18 protein-coding genes and 1 pseudogene are annotated in these 18,536 nt (G+C 32.6%); 10 read left to right on the plus strand and 9 right to left on the minus strand.

The annotated features are described in order from the left end of the window. The 5 genes and pseudogenes from B7R67_RS22220 to B7R67_RS17715 form a co-directional block, all read left to right on the plus strand. A pseudogene (locus tag B7R67_RS22220) lies at positions 1-379 on the plus strand (hypothetical protein); the annotation flags it as partial. Positions 380-442: 63 nt separating this feature from the next. Then, complete coding sequence (gene glsA, locus B7R67_RS17700) at positions 443-1,399, plus strand: glutaminase A (RefSeq protein WP_088072318.1); 957 nt, start codon at positions 443-445, stop codon at positions 1,397-1,399. Between the two features lie 149 nt (positions 1,400-1,548). Continuing rightward, positions 1,549-2,298: a sulfite exporter TauE/SafE family protein gene (locus B7R67_RS17705; RefSeq protein WP_088072319.1), complete on the plus strand. Its 750-nt coding sequence runs from the start codon at positions 1,549-1,551 to the stop codon at positions 2,296-2,298. 157 nt (positions 2,299-2,455) lie between these two features. Then, positions 2,456-2,947 (plus strand): DinB family protein, encoded by a 492-nt coding sequence (locus tag B7R67_RS17710; protein WP_088072320.1) that lies wholly within the window; start codon positions 2,456-2,458, stop codon positions 2,945-2,947. 10 nt (positions 2,948-2,957) lie between these two features. After that, positions 2,958-3,425, plus strand: coding sequence for a GNAT family N-acetyltransferase (locus B7R67_RS17715; protein WP_088072321.1), 468 nt, complete (start codon positions 2,958-2,960; stop codon positions 3,423-3,425). A 194-nt stretch (positions 3,426-3,619) separates the two neighbouring features. On the opposite strand, the gene B7R67_RS17720 is transcribed toward B7R67_RS17715, so the two are convergent. The 4 genes from B7R67_RS17720 to B7R67_RS17735 form a co-directional block, all read right to left on the minus strand. After that, positions 3,620-4,771 (minus strand): AI-2E family transporter, encoded by a 1,152-nt coding sequence (locus B7R67_RS17720; protein ID WP_088072322.1) that lies wholly within the window; start codon positions 4,769-4,771, stop codon positions 3,620-3,622. A 200-nt stretch (positions 4,772-4,971) separates the two neighbouring features. After that, positions 4,972-6,894, minus strand: a complete 1,923-nt coding sequence (locus tag B7R67_RS17725; protein ID WP_088072323.1) for an LTA synthase family protein — start codon at positions 6,892-6,894, stop codon at positions 4,972-4,974. A 237-nt stretch (positions 6,895-7,131) separates the two neighbouring features. Continuing rightward, on the minus strand, positions 7,132-9,009 hold the full coding sequence (locus B7R67_RS17730; RefSeq protein ID WP_088072324.1) for a vWA domain-containing protein: 1,878 nt from the start codon (positions 9,007-9,009) through the stop codon (positions 7,132-7,134). Positions 9,010-9,028: 19 nt separating this feature from the next. Further along, the gene (locus B7R67_RS17735) at positions 9,029-9,922 is read right to left on the minus strand and encodes an ATP-binding protein (RefSeq protein WP_088072325.1); all 894 of its coding nucleotides are present in this window, start codon (positions 9,920-9,922) and stop codon (positions 9,029-9,031) included. Between the two features lie 385 nt (positions 9,923-10,307). On the opposite strand from B7R67_RS17735, the gene pflB reads away from it, so the two are divergent. The 3 genes from pflB to B7R67_RS17750 all read left to right on the plus strand — a co-directional run bounded on the left by pflB (position 10,308) and on the right by B7R67_RS17750 (position 13,820). After that, positions 10,308-12,533, plus strand: coding sequence for a formate C-acetyltransferase (gene pflB / locus B7R67_RS17740; protein WP_088072326.1), 2,226 nt, complete (start codon positions 10,308-10,310; stop codon positions 12,531-12,533). Between the two features lie 140 nt (positions 12,534-12,673). After that, on the plus strand, positions 12,674-13,423 hold the full coding sequence (pflA, locus tag B7R67_RS17745; RefSeq protein ID WP_088072327.1) for a pyruvate formate-lyase-activating protein: 750 nt from the start codon (positions 12,674-12,676) through the stop codon (positions 13,421-13,423). A 214-nt stretch (positions 13,424-13,637) separates the two neighbouring features. Further along, a complete protein-coding gene (locus B7R67_RS17750; RefSeq protein ID WP_088072328.1) occupies positions 13,638-13,820 on the plus strand; it encodes a hypothetical protein in 183 nt (60 codons plus the stop codon). A 107-nt stretch (positions 13,821-13,927) separates the two neighbouring features. Here B7R67_RS17750 and B7R67_RS17755 read toward each other — a convergent pair whose 3' ends face one another. The 4 genes from B7R67_RS17755 to B7R67_RS17770 form a co-directional block, all read right to left on the minus strand. After that, positions 13,928-14,053, minus strand: a complete 126-nt coding sequence (locus tag B7R67_RS17755) for a YfhE family protein (RefSeq protein WP_088072329.1) — start codon at positions 14,051-14,053, stop codon at positions 13,928-13,930. Positions 14,054-14,121: 68 nt separating this feature from the next. Next, entirely contained in the window at positions 14,122-14,682 is a 561-nt protein-coding gene (locus tag B7R67_RS17760) for a GNAT family N-acetyltransferase (RefSeq protein ID WP_088072330.1), read from the minus strand. A gap of 312 nt (positions 14,683-14,994) precedes the next feature. After that, on the minus strand, positions 14,995-16,125 hold the full coding sequence (locus B7R67_RS17765; protein WP_088072331.1) for an amidohydrolase: 1,131 nt from the start codon (positions 16,123-16,125) through the stop codon (positions 14,995-14,997). A gap of 19 nt (positions 16,126-16,144) precedes the next feature. Continuing rightward, complete coding sequence (locus B7R67_RS17770; RefSeq protein WP_088072332.1) at positions 16,145-17,041, minus strand: TIGR01777 family oxidoreductase; 897 nt, start codon at positions 17,039-17,041, stop codon at positions 16,145-16,147. Between the two features lie 79 nt (positions 17,042-17,120). On the opposite strand from B7R67_RS17770, the gene recX reads away from it, so the two are divergent. Together recX and B7R67_RS17780 are read left to right on the plus strand one after the other, a co-directional pair. Next, on the plus strand, positions 17,121-17,936 hold the full coding sequence (recX, locus tag B7R67_RS17775) for a recombination regulator RecX (RefSeq protein ID WP_088072333.1): 816 nt from the start codon (positions 17,121-17,123) through the stop codon (positions 17,934-17,936). Between the two features lie 71 nt (positions 17,937-18,007). After that, on the plus strand, positions 18,008-18,334 hold the full coding sequence (locus B7R67_RS17780; protein WP_088072334.1) for a YfhH family protein: 327 nt from the start codon (positions 18,008-18,010) through the stop codon (positions 18,332-18,334). A 32-nt stretch (positions 18,335-18,366) separates the two neighbouring features. On the opposite strand, the gene sspK is transcribed toward B7R67_RS17780, so the two are convergent. Further along, the gene (sspK, locus tag B7R67_RS17785) at positions 18,367-18,525 is read right to left on the minus strand and encodes a small acid-soluble spore protein K (protein WP_088072335.1); all 159 of its coding nucleotides are present in this window, start codon (positions 18,523-18,525) and stop codon (positions 18,367-18,369) included. Between the last annotated feature and the right edge of the window lie 11 nt (positions 18,526-18,536).

Consider the following 18,536-nt stretch of genomic DNA (forward strand, 5'->3'; position numbering starts at 1 on the left):
TGCAGGAAGAGCGGATAGAGCAGGGAATGCAGGAAGAGCAGAAAGAACAGGAAGAGCAGGGAATGCAGGAAGAGCGGAAAGAACAGGAAGTGCAGGAAGAGCAGGGAATGCAGGAAATGCAGGAAGTGTAGGAAGAGCAGGGAATGCAGGAAGAGCGGAAAGAGCAGGAAGTGCAGGAAGAGCGGATAGAGCGAATGCAGGAAGAGCGGAAAGAGCAGGGAATGCAGGAAGAGCAGAAAGAACAGGAAGTGCAGGAAGAGCGGAAAGAGCAGGGAATGCAGGAAGAGCGGATAGAGCAGGGAATGCAGGAAGAGCAGGAAATACAGGTAGGGGAAATAAGGTCGAGAATTCTGGAAGATCTAGTAGAAGGGGTAGATAGAATTTTCACTTGTCAATTTGGTATTATTTACCTTACTATTGATAGAAAAGATTGGGTGGTTATATGAAGCAAAATGGATTTCGAGAGGAAAAAGAAGTTCACCAAATGGAGGAATTAAAAGTCCTGATTGAAGAGGCAAAGGAATTTATACAATATGGAAAAGTAGCGAATTATATTCCTGCGCTTGCGAAAGCGAATAAAAAGGATTTGTCACTTTCTGTATTTTTGCCAGATGGACGACATTTTGAAGCGGGTAATACAAGTACTCGATTTACTTTACAAAGTATATCGAAAGTAATTGCTTTAGCTTTAGTTTTAATGGATCGTGGAGAAGATTATGTATTTGAGAGAGTTGGGATGGAACCAACAGGTGATCCGTTTAATTCGATCGCAAAATTAGAGGTGAGATCGGCAGGAAAGCCTTTAAATCCTATGATTAATGCAGGGGCATTAGCTGTAACGAGTATGATAAAAGGTCATAGTATTAATGATCGATTTCATCGTCTTCTAGATTTTATGAGAGTTTTAACAGATAATAAAGATCTTTCTTATTCAAAAGAAGTTGCGTTATCAGAATTTGAAACGGCTCATTTGAATAGATCGCTTTGTTATTTTATGAAGGAACATGGTATTATCACAGAAGATGTCGAGTTATTATTAGATTTATATACACGACAATGCTCGATTGAAGTAAATTGTGTTGAAATGGCAAGAATAGGACTTATTTTTGCTTTAGATGGATGGGATCCAGTTTCTAAAACACAAATTATTCCCGAAAGAATTGCTAAAATTTGCAATACATTTATGGTTACTTGTGGGATGTATAATGCATCAGGAGAATTTGCGATAAAAGTGGGAATCCCTGCAAAAAGTGGAGTTTCTGGAGGCGTAATGGGTGCGGTTCCTCGTCGCTTTGGTATTGGTGTTTATGGTCCTTCACTTGATGAAAAAGGAAATAGCATAGCAGGTATTAAATTATTAGAATTATTATCTTCTAGATATAATTTGAATATTTTTTAACGAATTAATTTATCATGTTGTAAGTTTATGTATATAGACAATGACAACCATTCAAAATCCTCATCTCATTAAAGGTGAGGATTTTAGTTTTCCCTTTTTTCTGAATTGTTGTGTATAGTAAAGATAGCAGGAAAGAGGGAGATAGAGAAATGGACTCGTTATTATTACTATTTATTTTAGGGGCAGGTGCAGCAATAGTTGGGACATTGGCAGGGGGAGGAGGATTAATTACTCTTCCGATGATGATTTTTCTTGGAATTCCGATTCAAACAGGTATTGCTACAAATAAATTCGCCTCAGGTTTAGGATCATTTAGTAGCATTCTTTATACAATTAAGAAAAAAGACTTTAAGGCTTCTGTCATTATTCAATTTATACTCGTTTCAATTCTGGGTGGTGGCATTGGAGCATTTGTAACAAGTATGCTAGATGAACATGTGATGAATATTGTAGCCTTAGTTTTATTAACGGGCTCATTATTGTTAACTTTAGCTAGTAAAAAATGGAACTATGAAACCATGAAAGAAGCTAGTGTAGAAAAACAATCATTAGTAGATAATAGTATTCTAACTGGTATTGGCATTTATGATGGTGGCTTTGGTCCAGGTTCATCAACATTTGCGATTTTATATTTCCTAAAGAAAGGTTTTACTTATGTGAATTCAGTTCAGTTAGCTAGAGTATTAAATTTTGGAAGTTGTTTATCTGCATTTATTATTTTTTATGTAACTGGGCATTTCCAATGGAAAATCGCAGTGACAATGGCGGCGGCTTCGATTGTTGGCAATCAAGTTGGATTAAGATTTGCAGAGTTTGTACCAATGAAGCTTGCTCGTATTCTATTAATTTCAGTCTCTGTTTTGTTAATTGTTCAAGTAAGTTTGAAGATATTTATATAAAGTTGCGGAAGTCTTGTATGAGACTTTGTCTATACTCTGAAAGGTCTGTTTCCACAGGCCTTTTTATAATGGAAATTAAAGGTAATTTGAGCTGTTTAGCCGAATAGCATAATACAGAAGCTTGCAGTTAGAATTAATAAATTAAGAGGTGAATAAGGTGAATCAGAAGGAATATAAGTGGGTTAAAGAAAATCGTGGAGTATTATTAGATTTTTGTAGTCAATTAAAGCCAGAGGATTTTACTCGTAAATTAGATGGATTTGGCTTCCAAAGTGTAAGAGAAACACTATTACATATTGCAGATTGTTATATCGCATGGATTGGTTCATTTATTTTATTAAAGACGAAATCGCCAATTACGCCAAAAGTAGAGATTGCGAGTCTTAATCTAGACGATATTAAATTGAGATTTGAGCAAGCAGATGTTTTTGTAAAAGAATTAATGCAGTTTACATCAGAGAAAATGAATGAACCAATTGTAAGAAAAATTCCATGGAGAGAGACTAGTGAGGATATCTCGATCACACCAATGAAGCTACTAATTCATACAATTACACACGAATATCACCATAAAGGTCAAATCGTATCGATGGCCCGTCAAATGGGCTATGTTCCACCAAATACTGATGTAATTGGTACAGAAGATTAGGAGATTCAAAATGGAATTAAGAATTGCAGAAGATAAAGATATAGATCAATTGATAAAAATGAGATGGGATTTTACTTTAGAAGAGGATCGAACGGGAAGAATAAAAGAGAGTGATTACAATGATTTTCATTCAGAATGTCATGCATTTTTAAAAACTGCAATTAATAGTAAGCAGTGGTTTATTTGGGTTGCCGAAAAAGAAGGAGCAATCGTATCGCATATTTATATTGAACTAATTCAAAAAGTTCCTCGACCAGGTAGAGTAACGAATCCGTTTGCTTATATGACAAATGTATACACGGATAAGAAACATAGAGGTAATGGAATTGGTAGTAAATTAATCTCTTTTGTAAATGAGTGGATAGCCAAAATGAATTATGAGTTCGTCATTGTATGGCCAAGTGAGCAAGGAGTTAATTTTTATAAAAAAAATGATTATCATCATTGTATCGAACCGATGGAGTACGTTCCAAAGTAAAAGTAATTCCGAACTAAACTAACTATAAAATGGAAAACTTACAGAATACGCCGTTATTAAAGCCTGAGCAGGGATAAGTAGGGGGAAAAGTGCAATTAAAAGATGTATGGATAAAAAGGAAAGAGCAGAAATAAGTAAAGTTAAGGATTAGAAGTTAATCACTTCCCTTGCTTTCTTATTCATGCTCTTTTTATTTAGTCTTTTTGATCGATATCGTTAGTGATGTTTATCTCGATGTCATTGTCTATGTCATCATCTATAATTTTATCGGCAAATTTAGCTTTTTTTCTTAATTTAATTATCCTAATGATATTAATGATAACAACTTTACAGATTGCATAAGTAGGTACTGCTAAAACCATTCCTAATACACCAGCAAAGTTTCCAGCAAATAATAATAATAAGATAATCGTTAATGGATGAATATTTAACTTTTTCCCCATGATATATGGTGAGATCAAGTTTGAATCAATTTGTTGAACAATTGCAATGATCAGTATAACAAATAAAGCTGATTTTGGAGAGATAAGAGCCGCTACGATTACTGCTGGTGCTCCTCCGATAAATGGACCAAAATAAGGTATGATATTTGTAACTGCTGCAACCATCGCCAATATTAAAGCATTCGGTAAATGAATAATACTATAACCGATAAATGTTCCAACTCCGATGAAGAGACAAACAATCGTCTGACCTTGAATGTATGAAGCTAACGTTTCACTTGTTTCTTTTGCTATATGAATCGCTTCATTTCGTAAACTTTGAGGTAAAAAGCGAGACATAGCTGAAGGGAATTTATGACCGTCCTTAAACATATAAAACAGAATGAATGGTACTGTTACAATGATTAGTGTTAGATTACTTAGTATATTGAAGAATGCACCGATTCCACCCGTAATTCCACCGATAAATACAAGCGCATAGTCCGCTACTTTCTTTTCTAAATCTTTAATTTCAACGTAATTTTGACTTCCTAACCATTTTTCTAATAAGCCAATTTTATCGGTTGCTTGATTTACAATCGATGGCATATTATTTACTAAATCTTTAAATTGTTCTACTAAGGTTGGGAATATATTAATGATAGAGATTACGGCAATTAAAATTAATCCAATATAAAGAATTAATATTCCCACTGATCGAGGTACTTTTTTTCGTTCTAAAAAATCAACAATTGGAGCGAATAAGAAGTACAGGAAGACTGATACTAGAATTGGTGCAAATAAAGTACTAATTAAGATCGCAATTGGTTGAAAAAGAAATGAAATTTTTGTACCAACAAATAATACTAAAAATAATAATAGTAGTTCGACCGTCCAAAATAATAACTTAGAGTTTTTAAACAATTAATATCCCCCTTTACTTAATTTTAGAAAGACTCTTTTCATAGGAACGTTGTTTTTTTAACAGGAATTGATAATTTAAACTGTTGATAAAAGAGTAACAAATAGTCCGAAAACAGCTCTCGAGTTTGTATTAACAATTATTAAAAACTTATGTATAAATACCATATTATAACAAAAAGAGATGCTTGTAAAAGCACCTCTTACTGATTTGGTTCAGTGATTGTTTTCATTGTACCAGTTTTATACTTGTTGTAACTGTAGAATCGGAATAAATCGCCGTATACAATATTATCTGAAAGAGTTAATTCTTTCTTCGCTTTATCAATCAGTTGTTTAGCTTCCATATCACTAACTTCTACTTTTTCAGCAGTTAGACGATTATAGAAAGTGTTTGAACCAGCTACATAATAATATTTACTCGTTACGAAACTTCCATCGCGGAATACAGTAAATTCAGGTCGATTTGGACTAAATAAGTCTTTACCGAATTCAATATCATTTTTCGTATCAACACCTAATAAGTGAAGAATAGTAGGTTTCACATCAATTTGTCCAGCAACTTTTGAGATCGTTTGACCTTTTTGTTGTTTTGGTAAATGAATGATTAGTGGTGTACGTTGTAAGTCCATATGATCATACGGAGTAATTTCTTCTTTACCTAAAAATTGAGCCATTGCTCGATTGTGATTTTCTGAAATACCGTAGTGATCACCGTACATCACGATGATTGTATTATCGTAAAGACCTGATTTTTTCAGACCTTCAATGAAATGTTTAATTGCTTCATCCATATAACGTACTGTTGTTACATAACGATCTAGCGTTTCGTCCCCAGAATTATATTGATCAATATATTGATCTTGTGGATCAAGAACGAATGGATAATGATTAGATAAAGTTATAAATCTAGTGTAAAACGGTTGTTTTACTTGTGATAAAAGAGGAATTGATTGTTGGAAGAAATCCTCATCTTTTAATCCCCAGTTAACTGAATTTTCATCATTAATATTAAAGTCTACTTCATTGAAGTAGCGGTCGTAGCCTAAAGAAGGATACATCACGTTTCTGTTCCAAAAACTCTTATTATTTGCATGAAATACTGCAGAATAATAGCCTTGGTCTTTTAATAGTTCAGGTGTCGCCATATATTCATTATTTGCATGTGTGAAATAAACTGCACCACGATCAAGTGGGTATAATGAGTTATCGATAATAAATTCAGCATCAGAAGTTTTACCTTGACCTGTTTGATGATAGAAGTGGTTAAAATAATAACTTTGTTTAATATACTGATTTAAAAATGGCGTGATTTCCTTACCGTTAACCTTTGCACCAATTGTGAAATTTTGCATTGATTCTAACGAAATAACAATAACACTTTTACCTTTATATTTACCGAAAAGCTTTGCATTTGTTTTTACACCATTGGTATTTACATAGTTTTCAATTTCAGTTAATTTACTACTGTCTGCAAAAGCTTTCTGAGTTGATGTCTTTGTTTGAAGTGATAAATCATACCCTTGATAAACATACAAGCCAAGATTTTTTACTAGCATTTCTCGGTCAAATGAACGAGTAAGCAATTCTGGTCTTTCCATTTCCGCTAAGCCTAAGTTTACCACTGCGATGGCAATGGTAATTAAATAATAAGTGGACTTCATAAACGACGGTACTCGACCAGTGTTTGAAAGCTTAGGATATTTCTTTGATAGGAAATAAAGAATAAAGATATCTGCAAACATAAAAATAATTTTGAAGCTTGCTAGCTCTTTTACACTTGAACCTAAGTCTCCCATATTACTTGTTTGAAATAGAACTGGTAAAGTAACGAAATCGTTAAAGAATCCGTAGAACAAGACGTTACCACATAATATTAACGTCAAAATAAGATTAATTAATAGCGCGATTGTATTACGCTTATTTCCTTTGAAAAATAGTGCAATCCCTACAAGAAATAAAGAGGATGCTAATGGGCTAATGAATAATATTACATTTTGAAAAACTGTATCAATTTTTAAATCAAATCCAAAAAGAGTAACAATATACGTTTTTAGCCAAACTACTAACGCAACCAGTAATACGAATCGTACTCGAGAAAATGTTGCCTTAAATGAAGTAGGCATAATCTATCCCCCTTAAATACAAAACAAACTAGTGTTTCATTCACTAGCTTTTCTTTAAATATGCGTCTCTCTAAGTCGTCAAAACTTATCGTACTCCGTTTAAATTTAAAAAGCAATAGGAAATGCGGATTCGATCTGTAAATCCTTTCGACAAAAAATTCTAACTACTTTAGAAATAAAAGAAATAGGCTTACTGAATCGTTAGCCTATTTCTTTTTCATTTTATGGACAACTATATCATTCTATGCTTCTTAATAATAATTTTTTTAGCATTGGTTTTAATTGAAGTCTTAAGTCTTCAGTGCCAGAGGCGATCAAATAATGGTATTGATAAATATTTTTCATTAATTGTGCTGTTTCATCTTGGTGTTCATCTTCTTCAATGAAAGTTCCAATTACTTCAATTCCAAGCTTCCTTGCTTGTTTAACTGCTTCATGAGTATCGATAATACCGTCTTGGAAGTAATCAAGTGCAGATGGTTCTCCATCTGTAAAGACAAGTAAAAATTTATGTTTCTCCGGTCTCTTGGCGAGTTCTTCTGAAACGATTCGAATCATTAATCCGTCTCGATTATCCTCTTCTTCATGAAGCTGCATAATATTTGGACCACTTGATTGAGCGAGTGAACTAGAAAACGGAATTACTTGATGTAATATATTCGGTTTATTTTCTTTTGTAGCATTAGAAGCATCTTCCCAAAAACCACTAATACTATGAGAAATTTTTAATTGTTTTAATGTTTCATGGAATAAAATAACGCTCTTTTTAACCTCATCCATCTTATTAAACATTGATCCCGAACAATCAACTAATAAGTAAAAAACAGCGTCTAATTCTTTTGATTCTGTTTGTTTTTTATAGAACATTTTTGGTTTTTCTTCAGTGAAAAGTCGAATCCACTTTTTATTAAGTCTGCCATAATATTTGTCAGAAGGAGCATTTTGTTTATTTTCTAATGATTTTTCAATCGTTTTTCTTAACTCTTTGACATCTTTTGACACCATTGCAGATAATGTAGAATATTGTACTTTTTCATTTACTGTTTGTTTTGTAGCTTCAACATATTTTATTGAAACATTACTATTATATTTGCCATAAGGATTTTGCTGTGAAGTAGACGAATTTGATGCTTCGAATGAATCTGTTTGTTTTGATTTCTTATTCTCTCCTTGCTTAGAAGAACCGAATGCATTTCCTAATGCCTGATCTCCTGCTTCTTCTTCTCTAGCAAAATTTGCTTTAATCGAAGTTTTTGTTCCGCTTTCTACCTCAAATCGAAGGAAATTATCGTCGGTCTCATTATTTTTACTTTCTCTATGCCATGTAGAGAACTTTTCATCTTCACTGTTTCTTTCTTCAAGACCATCTTGTTGATCGTCATTTTGAAGCTCCTTGACTTTACTGTTACATGAAGCATATTCACTTAGTTTATTTAATGGAAGATACCCAAAATATGTGTGAATCATATCTTCCTTATAGACTGAAAGTAATCTCTGTTGAACCTTATATATAATAGAAGAAATATCACTTGTTTTCTTTGCCTCAAAGGATTGAAAAAGAATTGGTAAAATATCTTCTAATTGATCATTTGTTTGATAAGTTAACTGAGTAGAAGTAAGTGAAAGATAAATTAAACAAAATAATTGATCCAATTGGAAATTTCGAATTTCATTTCCTTTAAATTGCGATTGGAAATAGTGTCTGTAAATATTTTTTCGAGTAGAAAATATTTGTTTTGTCCCTGGTCTTTGATGAACAATCATTTCTTCTAATCGGATGTCCTCAAGAAGTACATAAAGTTGTGACATAAAGCTTTTTAAATGTGTTTCCTGAAGTTCTTTTAGCGTTTCTTTAAATTCATTAAAATCTGTCAAATGTTTATTACCTAGTGCTTTTAGATAAACATCTGATTTTAGTCCTTGTAATTGGGTAATTTTATCTTGATTATCCCAAAAGTGACTAACTGTAAATTTTTGTTCTTCATCATCGTAGTAGGCTTGAAAATCGAACTCTAAAAATGCATGTTGATCTTTTGAAAGCGAAATCGATAAATTCTCCATTTGAAGAAATGTGGCTGCATCGATTTTCTTATTATTAAAAACGATTTGTTTCATATGTTAATAATCACTCATTTCAAGAAAGAAAATAGCTTTCAGCTAGTTCTCGAACAGTTTCACGCTCAATATCATCACTTAATTTAGCAATAATTGTACGCTCAATTGCTCGAAGTACTGGAATATGAACAGATAAATCACATGCATCAAGTACACCACGAATACTAGCAGCATCTTCACTAATTCTTCCTTCACTAGCTAAAGGAATTAAATCGCTTGAAAAACTTGTGAATTTCTTTAGTAAATCTTCATCTTTTAATTCAGACTCATCCTTTAGAAGTTGAAGTAAAGAATCACCACTAATGTATGGAACATCAATAATAATGAAACGATTTTTTAACGCTTCGTTTAATTCGCTAGTTCCAACATATCCTTCGTTAATTGCAGCAATAACTCTAAAGTTTTCATTTCCTTTTACGACTTCTTGTGTAAATGGATTCGTAATCATTTTTCGGTAATCAAGTGCACCGTGAAGCAGTGGTAATGTCTCAGGTTTTGCCATATTAATTTCATCTATATATAAAATATGACCTTTCTTCATAGCTTTCATTAAAGGCCCATCAATAAATGTAACTTCAGATCCATTAGCCGATGAAGCAATCGTATTATATCCAACAATTCCTTCTAAATCTAAATCAACTGAACAGTTAATGCTATGCATTGGTTGATACAGTAATTTTGAAAGAGTCTCGGCTAAAACCGTTTTACCGCTACCAGTTGGTCCTTTCAGTAATATATTTTTACCAAGAAGAAGTGCGGTAATTGCATCTTCTAAAATTGTTTTGTCTTGAGATACATATTGTTTTGTTCCTATTAATAATAAGTCTTCTTGAAGTACTTTTTGAATTTGTTCATTATATATTGAATTTAATTTCTCGTTAATTGAATTAGAAAGATTTAATTGTGTATGCATTTTTACTCCTTTATTAGACGGTATTCACTATGTGACGAACCTTTTGTACTATCCATAGTATTACCTCGAAATTGTGAATGTGTTAGTTTTGGAATCATTTAGTGGCAAGATATTAATAATACAGATGTTATCTTTTGAGTATAACAGTTTGTGATGTAACTGAAAAGTTTCTAGAATCAATTACTAGATATATGAAGCAACTGTAATATAGTGGAAAGAAATAAACGTATGTAGGATGAACGTCCGATTAAGTATGTTCAATATTTCACAATATGTTCAAAATGTCAGTGAAAGAATCGATTATGGATATGTTAAATTTATATATGTAATCTGTTATATACTTAATTAACTTTCTGTATTAATACAGAAGAGGAGGAGTAATACAATGGAACAATGGAGACAATTTGAAACTGGACGATGGGAAAAATCAATTGATGTAAGAGACTTTATTCAAAAAAATGTTAAATCTTATATTGGGGACGAATCATTTCTAGTTGGCCCTACAGAAGCAACAAATAAGCTTTGGAATATTGTACTCGAATTATCAAAAGAAGAGCGCCTAAAAGGCGGAGTATTAGATATGGATACTAAAATTGTATCGACTATTACTTCACATGAACCAGGATACTTAGAAAAAGAAATTGAGCAAATTGTTGGTTTCCAAACAGATAAACCATTTAAACGATCTTTACAACCATTTGGTGGGATTCGAATGGCTGAGGCAGCATGTGAGTCTTACGGATATAAGGTTGATGAAGAAATTAGTAAAATATTTACAGACTATCGAAAAACACATAATCAAGGTGTGTTCGATGTTTATACCGATGAGATGAAAGCAGCACGTCGATCTGGCGTAATTACAGGTTTACCCGACGCATATGGTCGTGGAAGAATTATTGGTGATTATAGAAGGGTAGCACTGTACGGTGTTGATCGACTAATAAAAGATAAAATTGATGCGTTAAATAAAACAACTTCTGTTATGTCAGAAGAAAACATTCGAGATCGAGAAGAAATAAATGAGCAGATTCGTGCGTTAAATGAATTAAAACAAATGGCATCGAAACACGGTTTTGATATTTCTGAGCCAGCTACAAATGCTAAAGAAGCTTTCCAATGGTTATACTTTGGATATTTAGCTGCTATAAAGGAACAAAATGGGGCAGCTATGAGTTTAGGTCGTGTTTCAACCTTTTTAGATATTTATATTGAGCGTGATCTTCAAGAAAATAGCTTAACTGAACATCAAGCGCAAGAATTAGTTGATCATTTTGTAATGAAATTACGATTAGTTAAATTTGCTCGTACGCCAGATTATAATGAGCTATTTTCTGGAGATCCAACTTGGGTAACTGAATCAATCGGTGGTATAGGGATTGATGGTCGCCCACTTGTAACTAAAAACTCATTCCGCTTTTTAAATACATTAGATAATTTAGGACCAGCGCCAGAACCGAACTTAACTGTCCTTTGGTCATCAAAATTGCCAGTTGGCTTTAAGCAATATTGTGCAAAAATGTCGATTAAAACTAGCTCAATTCAATATGAGAACGATGATATAATGCGACCAGAATTCGGAGATGATTATGGAATTGCTTGTTGCGTTTCAGCTATGACAATTGGTAAACAAATGCAATTCTTTGGAGCACGTGCAAACCTAGCTAAAGCTTTATTATATGCGATTAATGGTGGGAAAGATGAAAAATCAAAAGTACAAATAGCGCCTAATTATGCACCAATTACATCCGAATACCTTAATTATGAAGAAGTAAAAATGAAATTTGATGTTTTATTAGATTGGTTAGCAGGACTATATGTAAATACGTTAAACTGCATTCACTATATGCACGATAAATATAGTTATGAAAGAATAGAAATGGCATTACATGATGTAAATATAAAACGTACAATGGCTACAGGTATTGCTGGATTATCAGTATGTGCTGATTCATTATCTGCTATCAAGTATTCAAAAGTTAAAACAATTCGTGATGAAAATGGAATTGTTGTTGATTTTGAAATTGAAGGGGATTATCCAAAATACGGAAATAACGATGATCGTGTAGATGATCTTGCTGTTGAACTTGTGGAAAGCTTTATGGCAAAAGTTAGAAAACATAAAACGTATCGTAATTCAATTCATACAACATCAGTACTAACAATTACGTCAAATGTTGTTTATGGTAAAAAGACAGGTAATACACCTGATGGACGAAAAGCAGGTGAGCCATTTGCTCCAGGTGCAAATCCGTTACATGGCCGCGATACAAATGGGGCACTAGCTTCATTAAGTTCTGTAGCAAAGCTGCCATATGAGGATTCACAAGATGGGATTTCGAATACATTCTCTATTGTTCCAAAGGCATTAGGAAAAGATGAGAATACTCAAATTTTAAATTTAGTAGCAATGCTAGATGGATATACAGAAAAAAGTGGTCATCATCTAAACGTAAATGTGTTCAATAAAGAAACACTATTGGATGCGATGGAGCATCCTGAAGAGTACCCTCAATTAACAATAAGAGTTTCTGGTTATGCTGTTAACTTCATTAAACTAACAAGAGAACAACAAATTGATGTTATTAATAGAACGTTCCATGAGTCTATGTAAATAAAATAAATTTAACTGCCTAGTGGAGAAAAAATCTTCACTGGACATTGATTTTTATTCGTATTTTGACTTTCTAATTTGGAACAACTGATCCAATATAAAAATTTCTATTCAAATATAATTAAGAGGTGAATGGCAAAATGATTTCAGGAAATATACATTCAATTGAAACTTGTGGAACAGTTGATGGACCGGGTCTTCGATATGTGATTTTTACTCAAGGATGTTTATTAAGATGTCAGTATTGTCATAATGCAGATACATGGAAAATCGGTGCTGGAAAAGAAATGTCAGTAGATCAATTAATGAAAGACATAAAGACATATATACCATTTATGCGAGCTTCTGGAGGTGGGGTTACAATTAGTGGTGGAGAACCGTTGTTACAATTAGACTTTCTTTTAGAAATGTTTAAAGCTTGTAAAATGGCTGGTATCCATACGACGATTGATACCTCTGGTGGTTGTTTCAATACTGATTCTCAGTTTCTAGCAAAATTAGATGAGGTATTAGAATACACTGATTTAGTTTTATTAGATCTAAAACATTTTGATAAAAAAAGACATATCAAGCTAACTGGAAAATCGAATGAACAGATTAAAGAGTTTGCAAGATACTTGGGTGATAAAAACGTACCAGTTTGGATTCGACATGTACTAGTTCCTGGAATCACTGATACAGATGAGAATTTAATTTGTTTAGGTGAATTTATAAATACTCTTAATAATGTAGAAAAGGTAGAAATTTTACCATATCATCAACTTGGTGTTTATAAATGGCAAGCATTAGGCTTGAAATATCCTTTGGAAGATATTCAACCACCAACTGAGGAAAGTGTTAATCATGCTTATCAACTATTAACTCAAAAGAAATTTTTACAAACCAGTTAACGTACCTTTTTGAACTGTCAGGTAAAAGTTAGACATAACTAACCGTTACCTGGCAGTTTTTATTTATTGCCTGTTTTCTTAAAACATAATAAAGGCTTTTTAATAGATAGCTTTTTATTTATTATTTAGACGTTTGACTAAAATAAATTTAAATTAAATGAATATAATGAAAAATAGTTATTTTTAATGATTTAAATTAAAAGGGTGGAGGATTATGAAGGAATTCCGATTTTCCTGGTATGTTCTAATTGATGAAAAAGTTGGTGTTGAAGGTAGATCTTTGGTTCGAGGAGAAAAAATTGAAGATGAAATTATTCGAATGAAGGAAAAACTAAGCAGAGAATATTTTGTTCGACCTTCTTCAGTTTATATTACAGAATCAAGTGAAATGAATTGAGAAAAAATATGTGTTTTATTCAAATGCTTTGTAATTTGCCGATAAATAAATTGAAAAACTAATAAAAATAAAAAAAGGCTTCTTTATAGAAAGCCTTTTGAAATAAATTATTTACCGACTCCATTAAAATTGTTATAACCTGCAGCACGGTCAGCTCGCTTAAATTCTTTAGCATATAATACTTCTTGAGTAGAACTTAAATTACGTCTTGTTTTATCTTTTCGTTTTTCCACAAAAAACACCTCGCTAAGTTATAAAATCCTTAGTAAGTCTTTCCATTTTTTGTGGGCGTTATACTAAATTAAGCTTCTTTTAAATGCGTTACCTCATGTTGTTGGTAATCTTCACGCATCGTATGCAATAAATAATTGTCTTTAGTAATTTCAAATAGATCATAAATTTCTTCATTTTGATTGATCTCATCATAAAGACATTTACGTGATTCATTTGCTAAAGTTGCATATGGTAGTTTACTTGCAGCATAAAAAGAGCGTTTATTCACTTTGCGAATACGCATAAAAATAGAGTTTATTCCTACATCGTGAAATAACTCATGGAAAAAAGCATCTTTTGCTGGTTTATTATAGCCCATGCCGTGATAAGGCTTGCCTAACCAAGTGCCTAAAAATCCATATCCGTCTTCGATATCGTGTAAAGAAATATTGCCTATAGGGTTACCCCACTCATCTAAGATCGTTCTAGAAATCATTTTTCCCTGTTCTTCTAACTCAATTGCTTGCTTCGTAATGAATAGAAATTCTTCATACGAATTTGCTTTATGACGCACAAAGGGAAAGACATCAGGATGCGCCATTAGTTCAAAAAGTATAGAACAATCTTGTAAATCTCGCTGTTTTAGCATCTCTACTCCTCCTCATAATAAGGGTAGCGAAAGAAGGTTACGCCACCCGCGAAATTTTTGTGAGGACTAAAAAAAATTGAAGTCCTGTGAAGTGCATTACTATGAATAGATTAAGAATAATTTTTTAATGCACCCTAAAATTTCGGGGTGGGAATCGAACCCACTAGGACCAGCGATTTACTGGTGGCTCACCATTTGCCTTTCCCGTTAAAATACTATATAAGAATAGTGATTTCTCACTATCTATTTAATTTACCGCATAAAGTCTTACTCTACTATAATAAACGATTTTTTTCAATTTGCAAACTAATTTTATTCGATATTTTTATACACAATTCTACCATCTATGACAGTGAGTAATGGTTTTGCCATATAGTGAAAAGGATGGTGAGACCATAACACAACATCACCGTCTTTACCTATTTCCAAGCTACCAATTCTATGTGATAGATTAAGATTTTTTGCTGGATTTATCGTGATTGCTTTTAATGCCTCTGATTCTGATAAACCTTCTCGAACCGCTATAGCTGCACATACATTTAAATACTGAATTGGTGTATATGGATGGTCAGTAGTGATTGAAACACTTACCCCAATATCAGCAAGAGCTTTGTATGTAGACCATGATTTGTTTTTTAATTCGATTTTTGAACGTCTAGTTAATGTAGGACCTACACTCACTTGCAGGTTTCGATTCTTAAGATGATCAACAATCAGATGACCTTCTGTACAATGTTCAATTCGAATATCAAGATTAAACTCTTCACCAAAACGAATTGCTGATAAAATATCATCCGCGCGGTGAGCATGAATACGAACAGGAATTTCTCTATTTAGAGCTTTGATGATTGGTACAATACGAAAATCATCTGGGTTATGTGAATTTTTTGCCTCATAAAATGCCTCTCGAAGCATTCCCATAATTCCCATTCTTGTGATAGATTCTTTATTCCCATTACTATGTGTACGTTTCGGATTTTCTCCAAATGCAATTTTTAAACCAGATGGTTCCTGAATAATCATTTCATCTATACTAGTACCATATGTTTTAATTGTACAAGTTGTTCCCCCAATTACATTTCCACTTCCTGGCATGATATGAGCAGTTGTAATTCCATGCTGTCTAGCATCATTAAATGCAACATCAAGAGGTAATATCCCGTCTAATGATCGAATATGTGGTGTTAACACTTCAATCGTTTCATTCGCATCATTACCAGCCCAACCTGTACCTTCATCATAAAGACCTAAATGTGTGTGTACATCAACAAACCCTGGAAAAACTGGTTTACCAGCGCATTCGATTATAATCGTTTGATCTTCCATAGAAAAAATCTCTGGTGCAATTTCTTTAATTTTCCCATTTTCAATTAATAAATCATGGTTATATAGAACATGAGATGTAATAGGGAAAATGGTTGCATTTTTAAATAATAAATTCATGTTAAATCCTTTCAAATTACTAATTTAAAGTTAAGTTTAAAGCTTCTTTTAAAGATGGGAATTGAAAGTTATAATTAGTTTGTAAAGCTACTGTAGGCACCACTTTTTGTCCTTCCAAAACTAGCATACTCATTTCACCTAGTAATATTTGAAGTACAAAATCTGGAACTTTTAATTTATTTGGTCGATGTAAAGTCAAAGAAAGGAGTTGACTAAATTCGTTCATCGTCACTGGGTTAGGAGAAACTAAATTAATAGGTCCTTGAATTTCGGTATGTTTTATTGAATGAAGAATCAATCCAACTACATCTTTTTCATGAATCCAAGAAATCCATTGAGTTCCTTTTCCTATAGGGCCACCAATAAATAATTTATACGGCAATATCATTTTTGGAAGTGCTCCACCGCCTAGTCCTAATACAAGACCAATTCTAACTAGAACCGTCCGAATCCCCAGTTCTTCCGCCTTCTTGGCAACATTTTCCCATTCCCTAACAGTTGATGCTAAAAAGTCATTTGAAATAGGCTTGTCATGTTCATTAAAAGTAATTGAATTGGAGGTTCCATAGTATCCTATTGCACTAGCATTAATGAATAGGTTTGGACGATGGGCTTGTCTTTCACACCATGTAATTAGAGTATTTGTTGACATTATACGACTTTGTAGAATTTTGTCTTTTAATTGTTTAGTCCATCTTCCGCTGTTAATTGATTCCCCAGCTAAATTAATTACGATATCAATCGACTCTTGAAAAGAATTCGAGGTTAATTGGTCCCAATTAATATAAGTAACAAAAGGATTAGTTGATTTTCCTATATTTCTTGTGACAATATAACATTGATATTCATTTCGAATAAATTCTTTTATTAATTGAGATCCAATAAACCCTGTACCGCCTGTAAGAAGAATCTTCATCCACGCATCTCCTTAATACATAATATGATATTATTATTTTTATGTGTATCAAAAATCAAAATTTATTTTGAGGTAAATTATGTCTATTATAACGAAAATTCAAGTTCAAAAATTAAATAATGATCGCTTTAATATTTATACCGATAGTGGTGACGGGGAAGAATATGCCTTTAGTGTAGATGCTGATACGCTTGTTAAATTCAATATTAAAAAAGGTATATCTTTTGAGCCGTATGAGTTAGAAGAAATTCTAAATGCTGATCAACTTAGAAAAGCATATCTCGCAAGTATTGTATATTTGTCTCGAATGATGAGGACAAAAAAAGAAATTGAACAATATTTAGCAAAGCATGAGTACTTGAATGAAACAATCCAGCAAACGATTATTCGACTCGAAGAAGAAGGATACCTTAACGAAGAAAAATATGCTGATAGTTTTGTCCGTACTACAATTAATACAACTTTAAAGGGACCGACAATTATAAAAAATGAATTATTAGCAAAAGGAATTCATCATTCAATTATCGAAAAAAGCTTAGGTCTTTATAAAAAAGATAAACAAATTCATCATGCAATTCAACTTTGTCAAAAAAAGGTTACGTCACTTTCTAAGTACTCAACAAGCCAAAAGAAAGCTAAGCTTGAAGAATTATTAAGAAGAAAAGGTTATTCGACGGAAGTTGTTTCAATTGCTATTGAAGAGACACAATATGAAAGTGAAGAAGCTGATGAACTAGAAGCTTTATTGGTACATGCAAGAAAAGCTAAAAGGAAATTCGAAAAATTTACTGGTTGGGAATATGCACAAAAAATGAAGACAACCTTGTTTCGAAAAGGATTCCCTCTAGAACTAATTGAAAAAGCCCTTTTAATCATAGAGGAGGAAGAAAACTAATTTAATTGGTTGAAATTCATTCGATTGGTATAATAAATTTATCGATAAGACGATACAGAGGGAGACATAATATGCAAATTCCAAAACGATACAGTGATTTAACAAAAGATGAATTAGTTCAAGAAATCAGTGAATTGAATCACCAAGCTAGAAAAGCAGAACAAATGGATATGATTAATGAGCTTGAAGTGATTCTACGTAAAAAAATAATGGCTCAATCATATTTATTAGACGCAAGTCAGTTTATTCCTGGCGAGCAGTATGAATTAATTGAAGAACCTGGTGTTTTATTTTTGATTTCATATATGAACGGTATATTTGCTTGGGGAAATAAAAGTTCGAGTGAAGAGGAAATAGGAATCCCAATTGCGTTATTAAAAAAACCAGGGATTAATTAACCCTGGCTTTCGCCTTAAATCGTTTCTACTAATTAATCGTTACTAGGATCGCTTTTTGCCATTCTTCTTTGTGGACTAGTATTTATTTGACCGTTTGGACGTATTGAAGCATTTTTTGATTTGTAATCAATTGAGCCATCAATTTTCGTATCATGTTTTTGAGCTGAAAAACGTTCACTTTTTGTTGTCATTTTAATACCCC

Source organism: Gottfriedia luciferensis (assembly GCF_002156865.1).
In the GTDB taxonomy this organism is placed as follows: Bacteria; Bacillota; Bacilli; order Bacillales; family Bacillaceae_G; genus Gottfriedia; species Gottfriedia luciferensis.

Coding starts and splice junctions, on each gene's coding strand:
- glsA (WP_088072318.1), top strand. CDS start 443: ATGAAGCAAAATGGATTTCGAGAGGAAAAAGAAGTTCACCAAATGGAG.
- B7R67_RS17705 (WP_088072319.1), top strand. CDS start 1,549: ATGGACTCGTTATTATTACTATTTATTTTAGGGGCAGGTGCAGCAATA.
- B7R67_RS17715 (WP_088072321.1), top strand. CDS start 2,958: ATGGAATTAAGAATTGCAGAAGATAAAGATATAGATCAATTGATAAAA.
- B7R67_RS17725 (WP_088072323.1), bottom strand. CDS start 6,894: ATGCCTACTTCATTTAAGGCAACATTTTCTCGAGTACGATTCGTATTA.
- B7R67_RS17730 (WP_088072324.1), bottom strand. CDS start 9,009: ATGAAACAAATCGTTTTTAATAATAAGAAAATCGATGCAGCCACATTT.
- B7R67_RS17735 (WP_088072325.1), bottom strand. CDS start 9,922: ATGCATACACAATTAAATCTTTCTAATTCAATTAACGAGAAATTAAAT.
- pflB (WP_088072326.1), top strand. CDS start 10,308: ATGGAACAATGGAGACAATTTGAAACTGGACGATGGGAAAAATCAATT.
- pflA (WP_088072327.1), top strand. CDS start 12,674: ATGATTTCAGGAAATATACATTCAATTGAAACTTGTGGAACAGTTGAT.
- B7R67_RS17750 (WP_088072328.1), top strand. CDS start 13,638: ATGAAGGAATTCCGATTTTCCTGGTATGTTCTAATTGATGAAAAAGTT.
- B7R67_RS17760 (WP_088072330.1), bottom strand. CDS start 14,682: ATGCTAAAACAGCGAGATTTACAAGATTGTTCTATACTTTTTGAACTA.
- B7R67_RS17765 (WP_088072331.1), bottom strand. CDS start 16,125: ATGAATTTATTATTTAAAAATGCAACCATTTTCCCTATTACATCTCAT.
- B7R67_RS17770 (WP_088072332.1), bottom strand. CDS start 17,041: ATGAAGATTCTTCTTACAGGCGGTACAGGGTTTATTGGATCTCAATTA.
- recX (WP_088072333.1), top strand. CDS start 17,121: ATGTCTATTATAACGAAAATTCAAGTTCAAAAATTAAATAATGATCGC.
- B7R67_RS17780 (WP_088072334.1), top strand. CDS start 18,008: ATGCAAATTCCAAAACGATACAGTGATTTAACAAAAGATGAATTAGTT.
- sspK (WP_088072335.1), bottom strand. CDS start 18,525: ATGACAACAAAAAGTGAACGTTTTTCAGCTCAAAAACATGATACGAAA.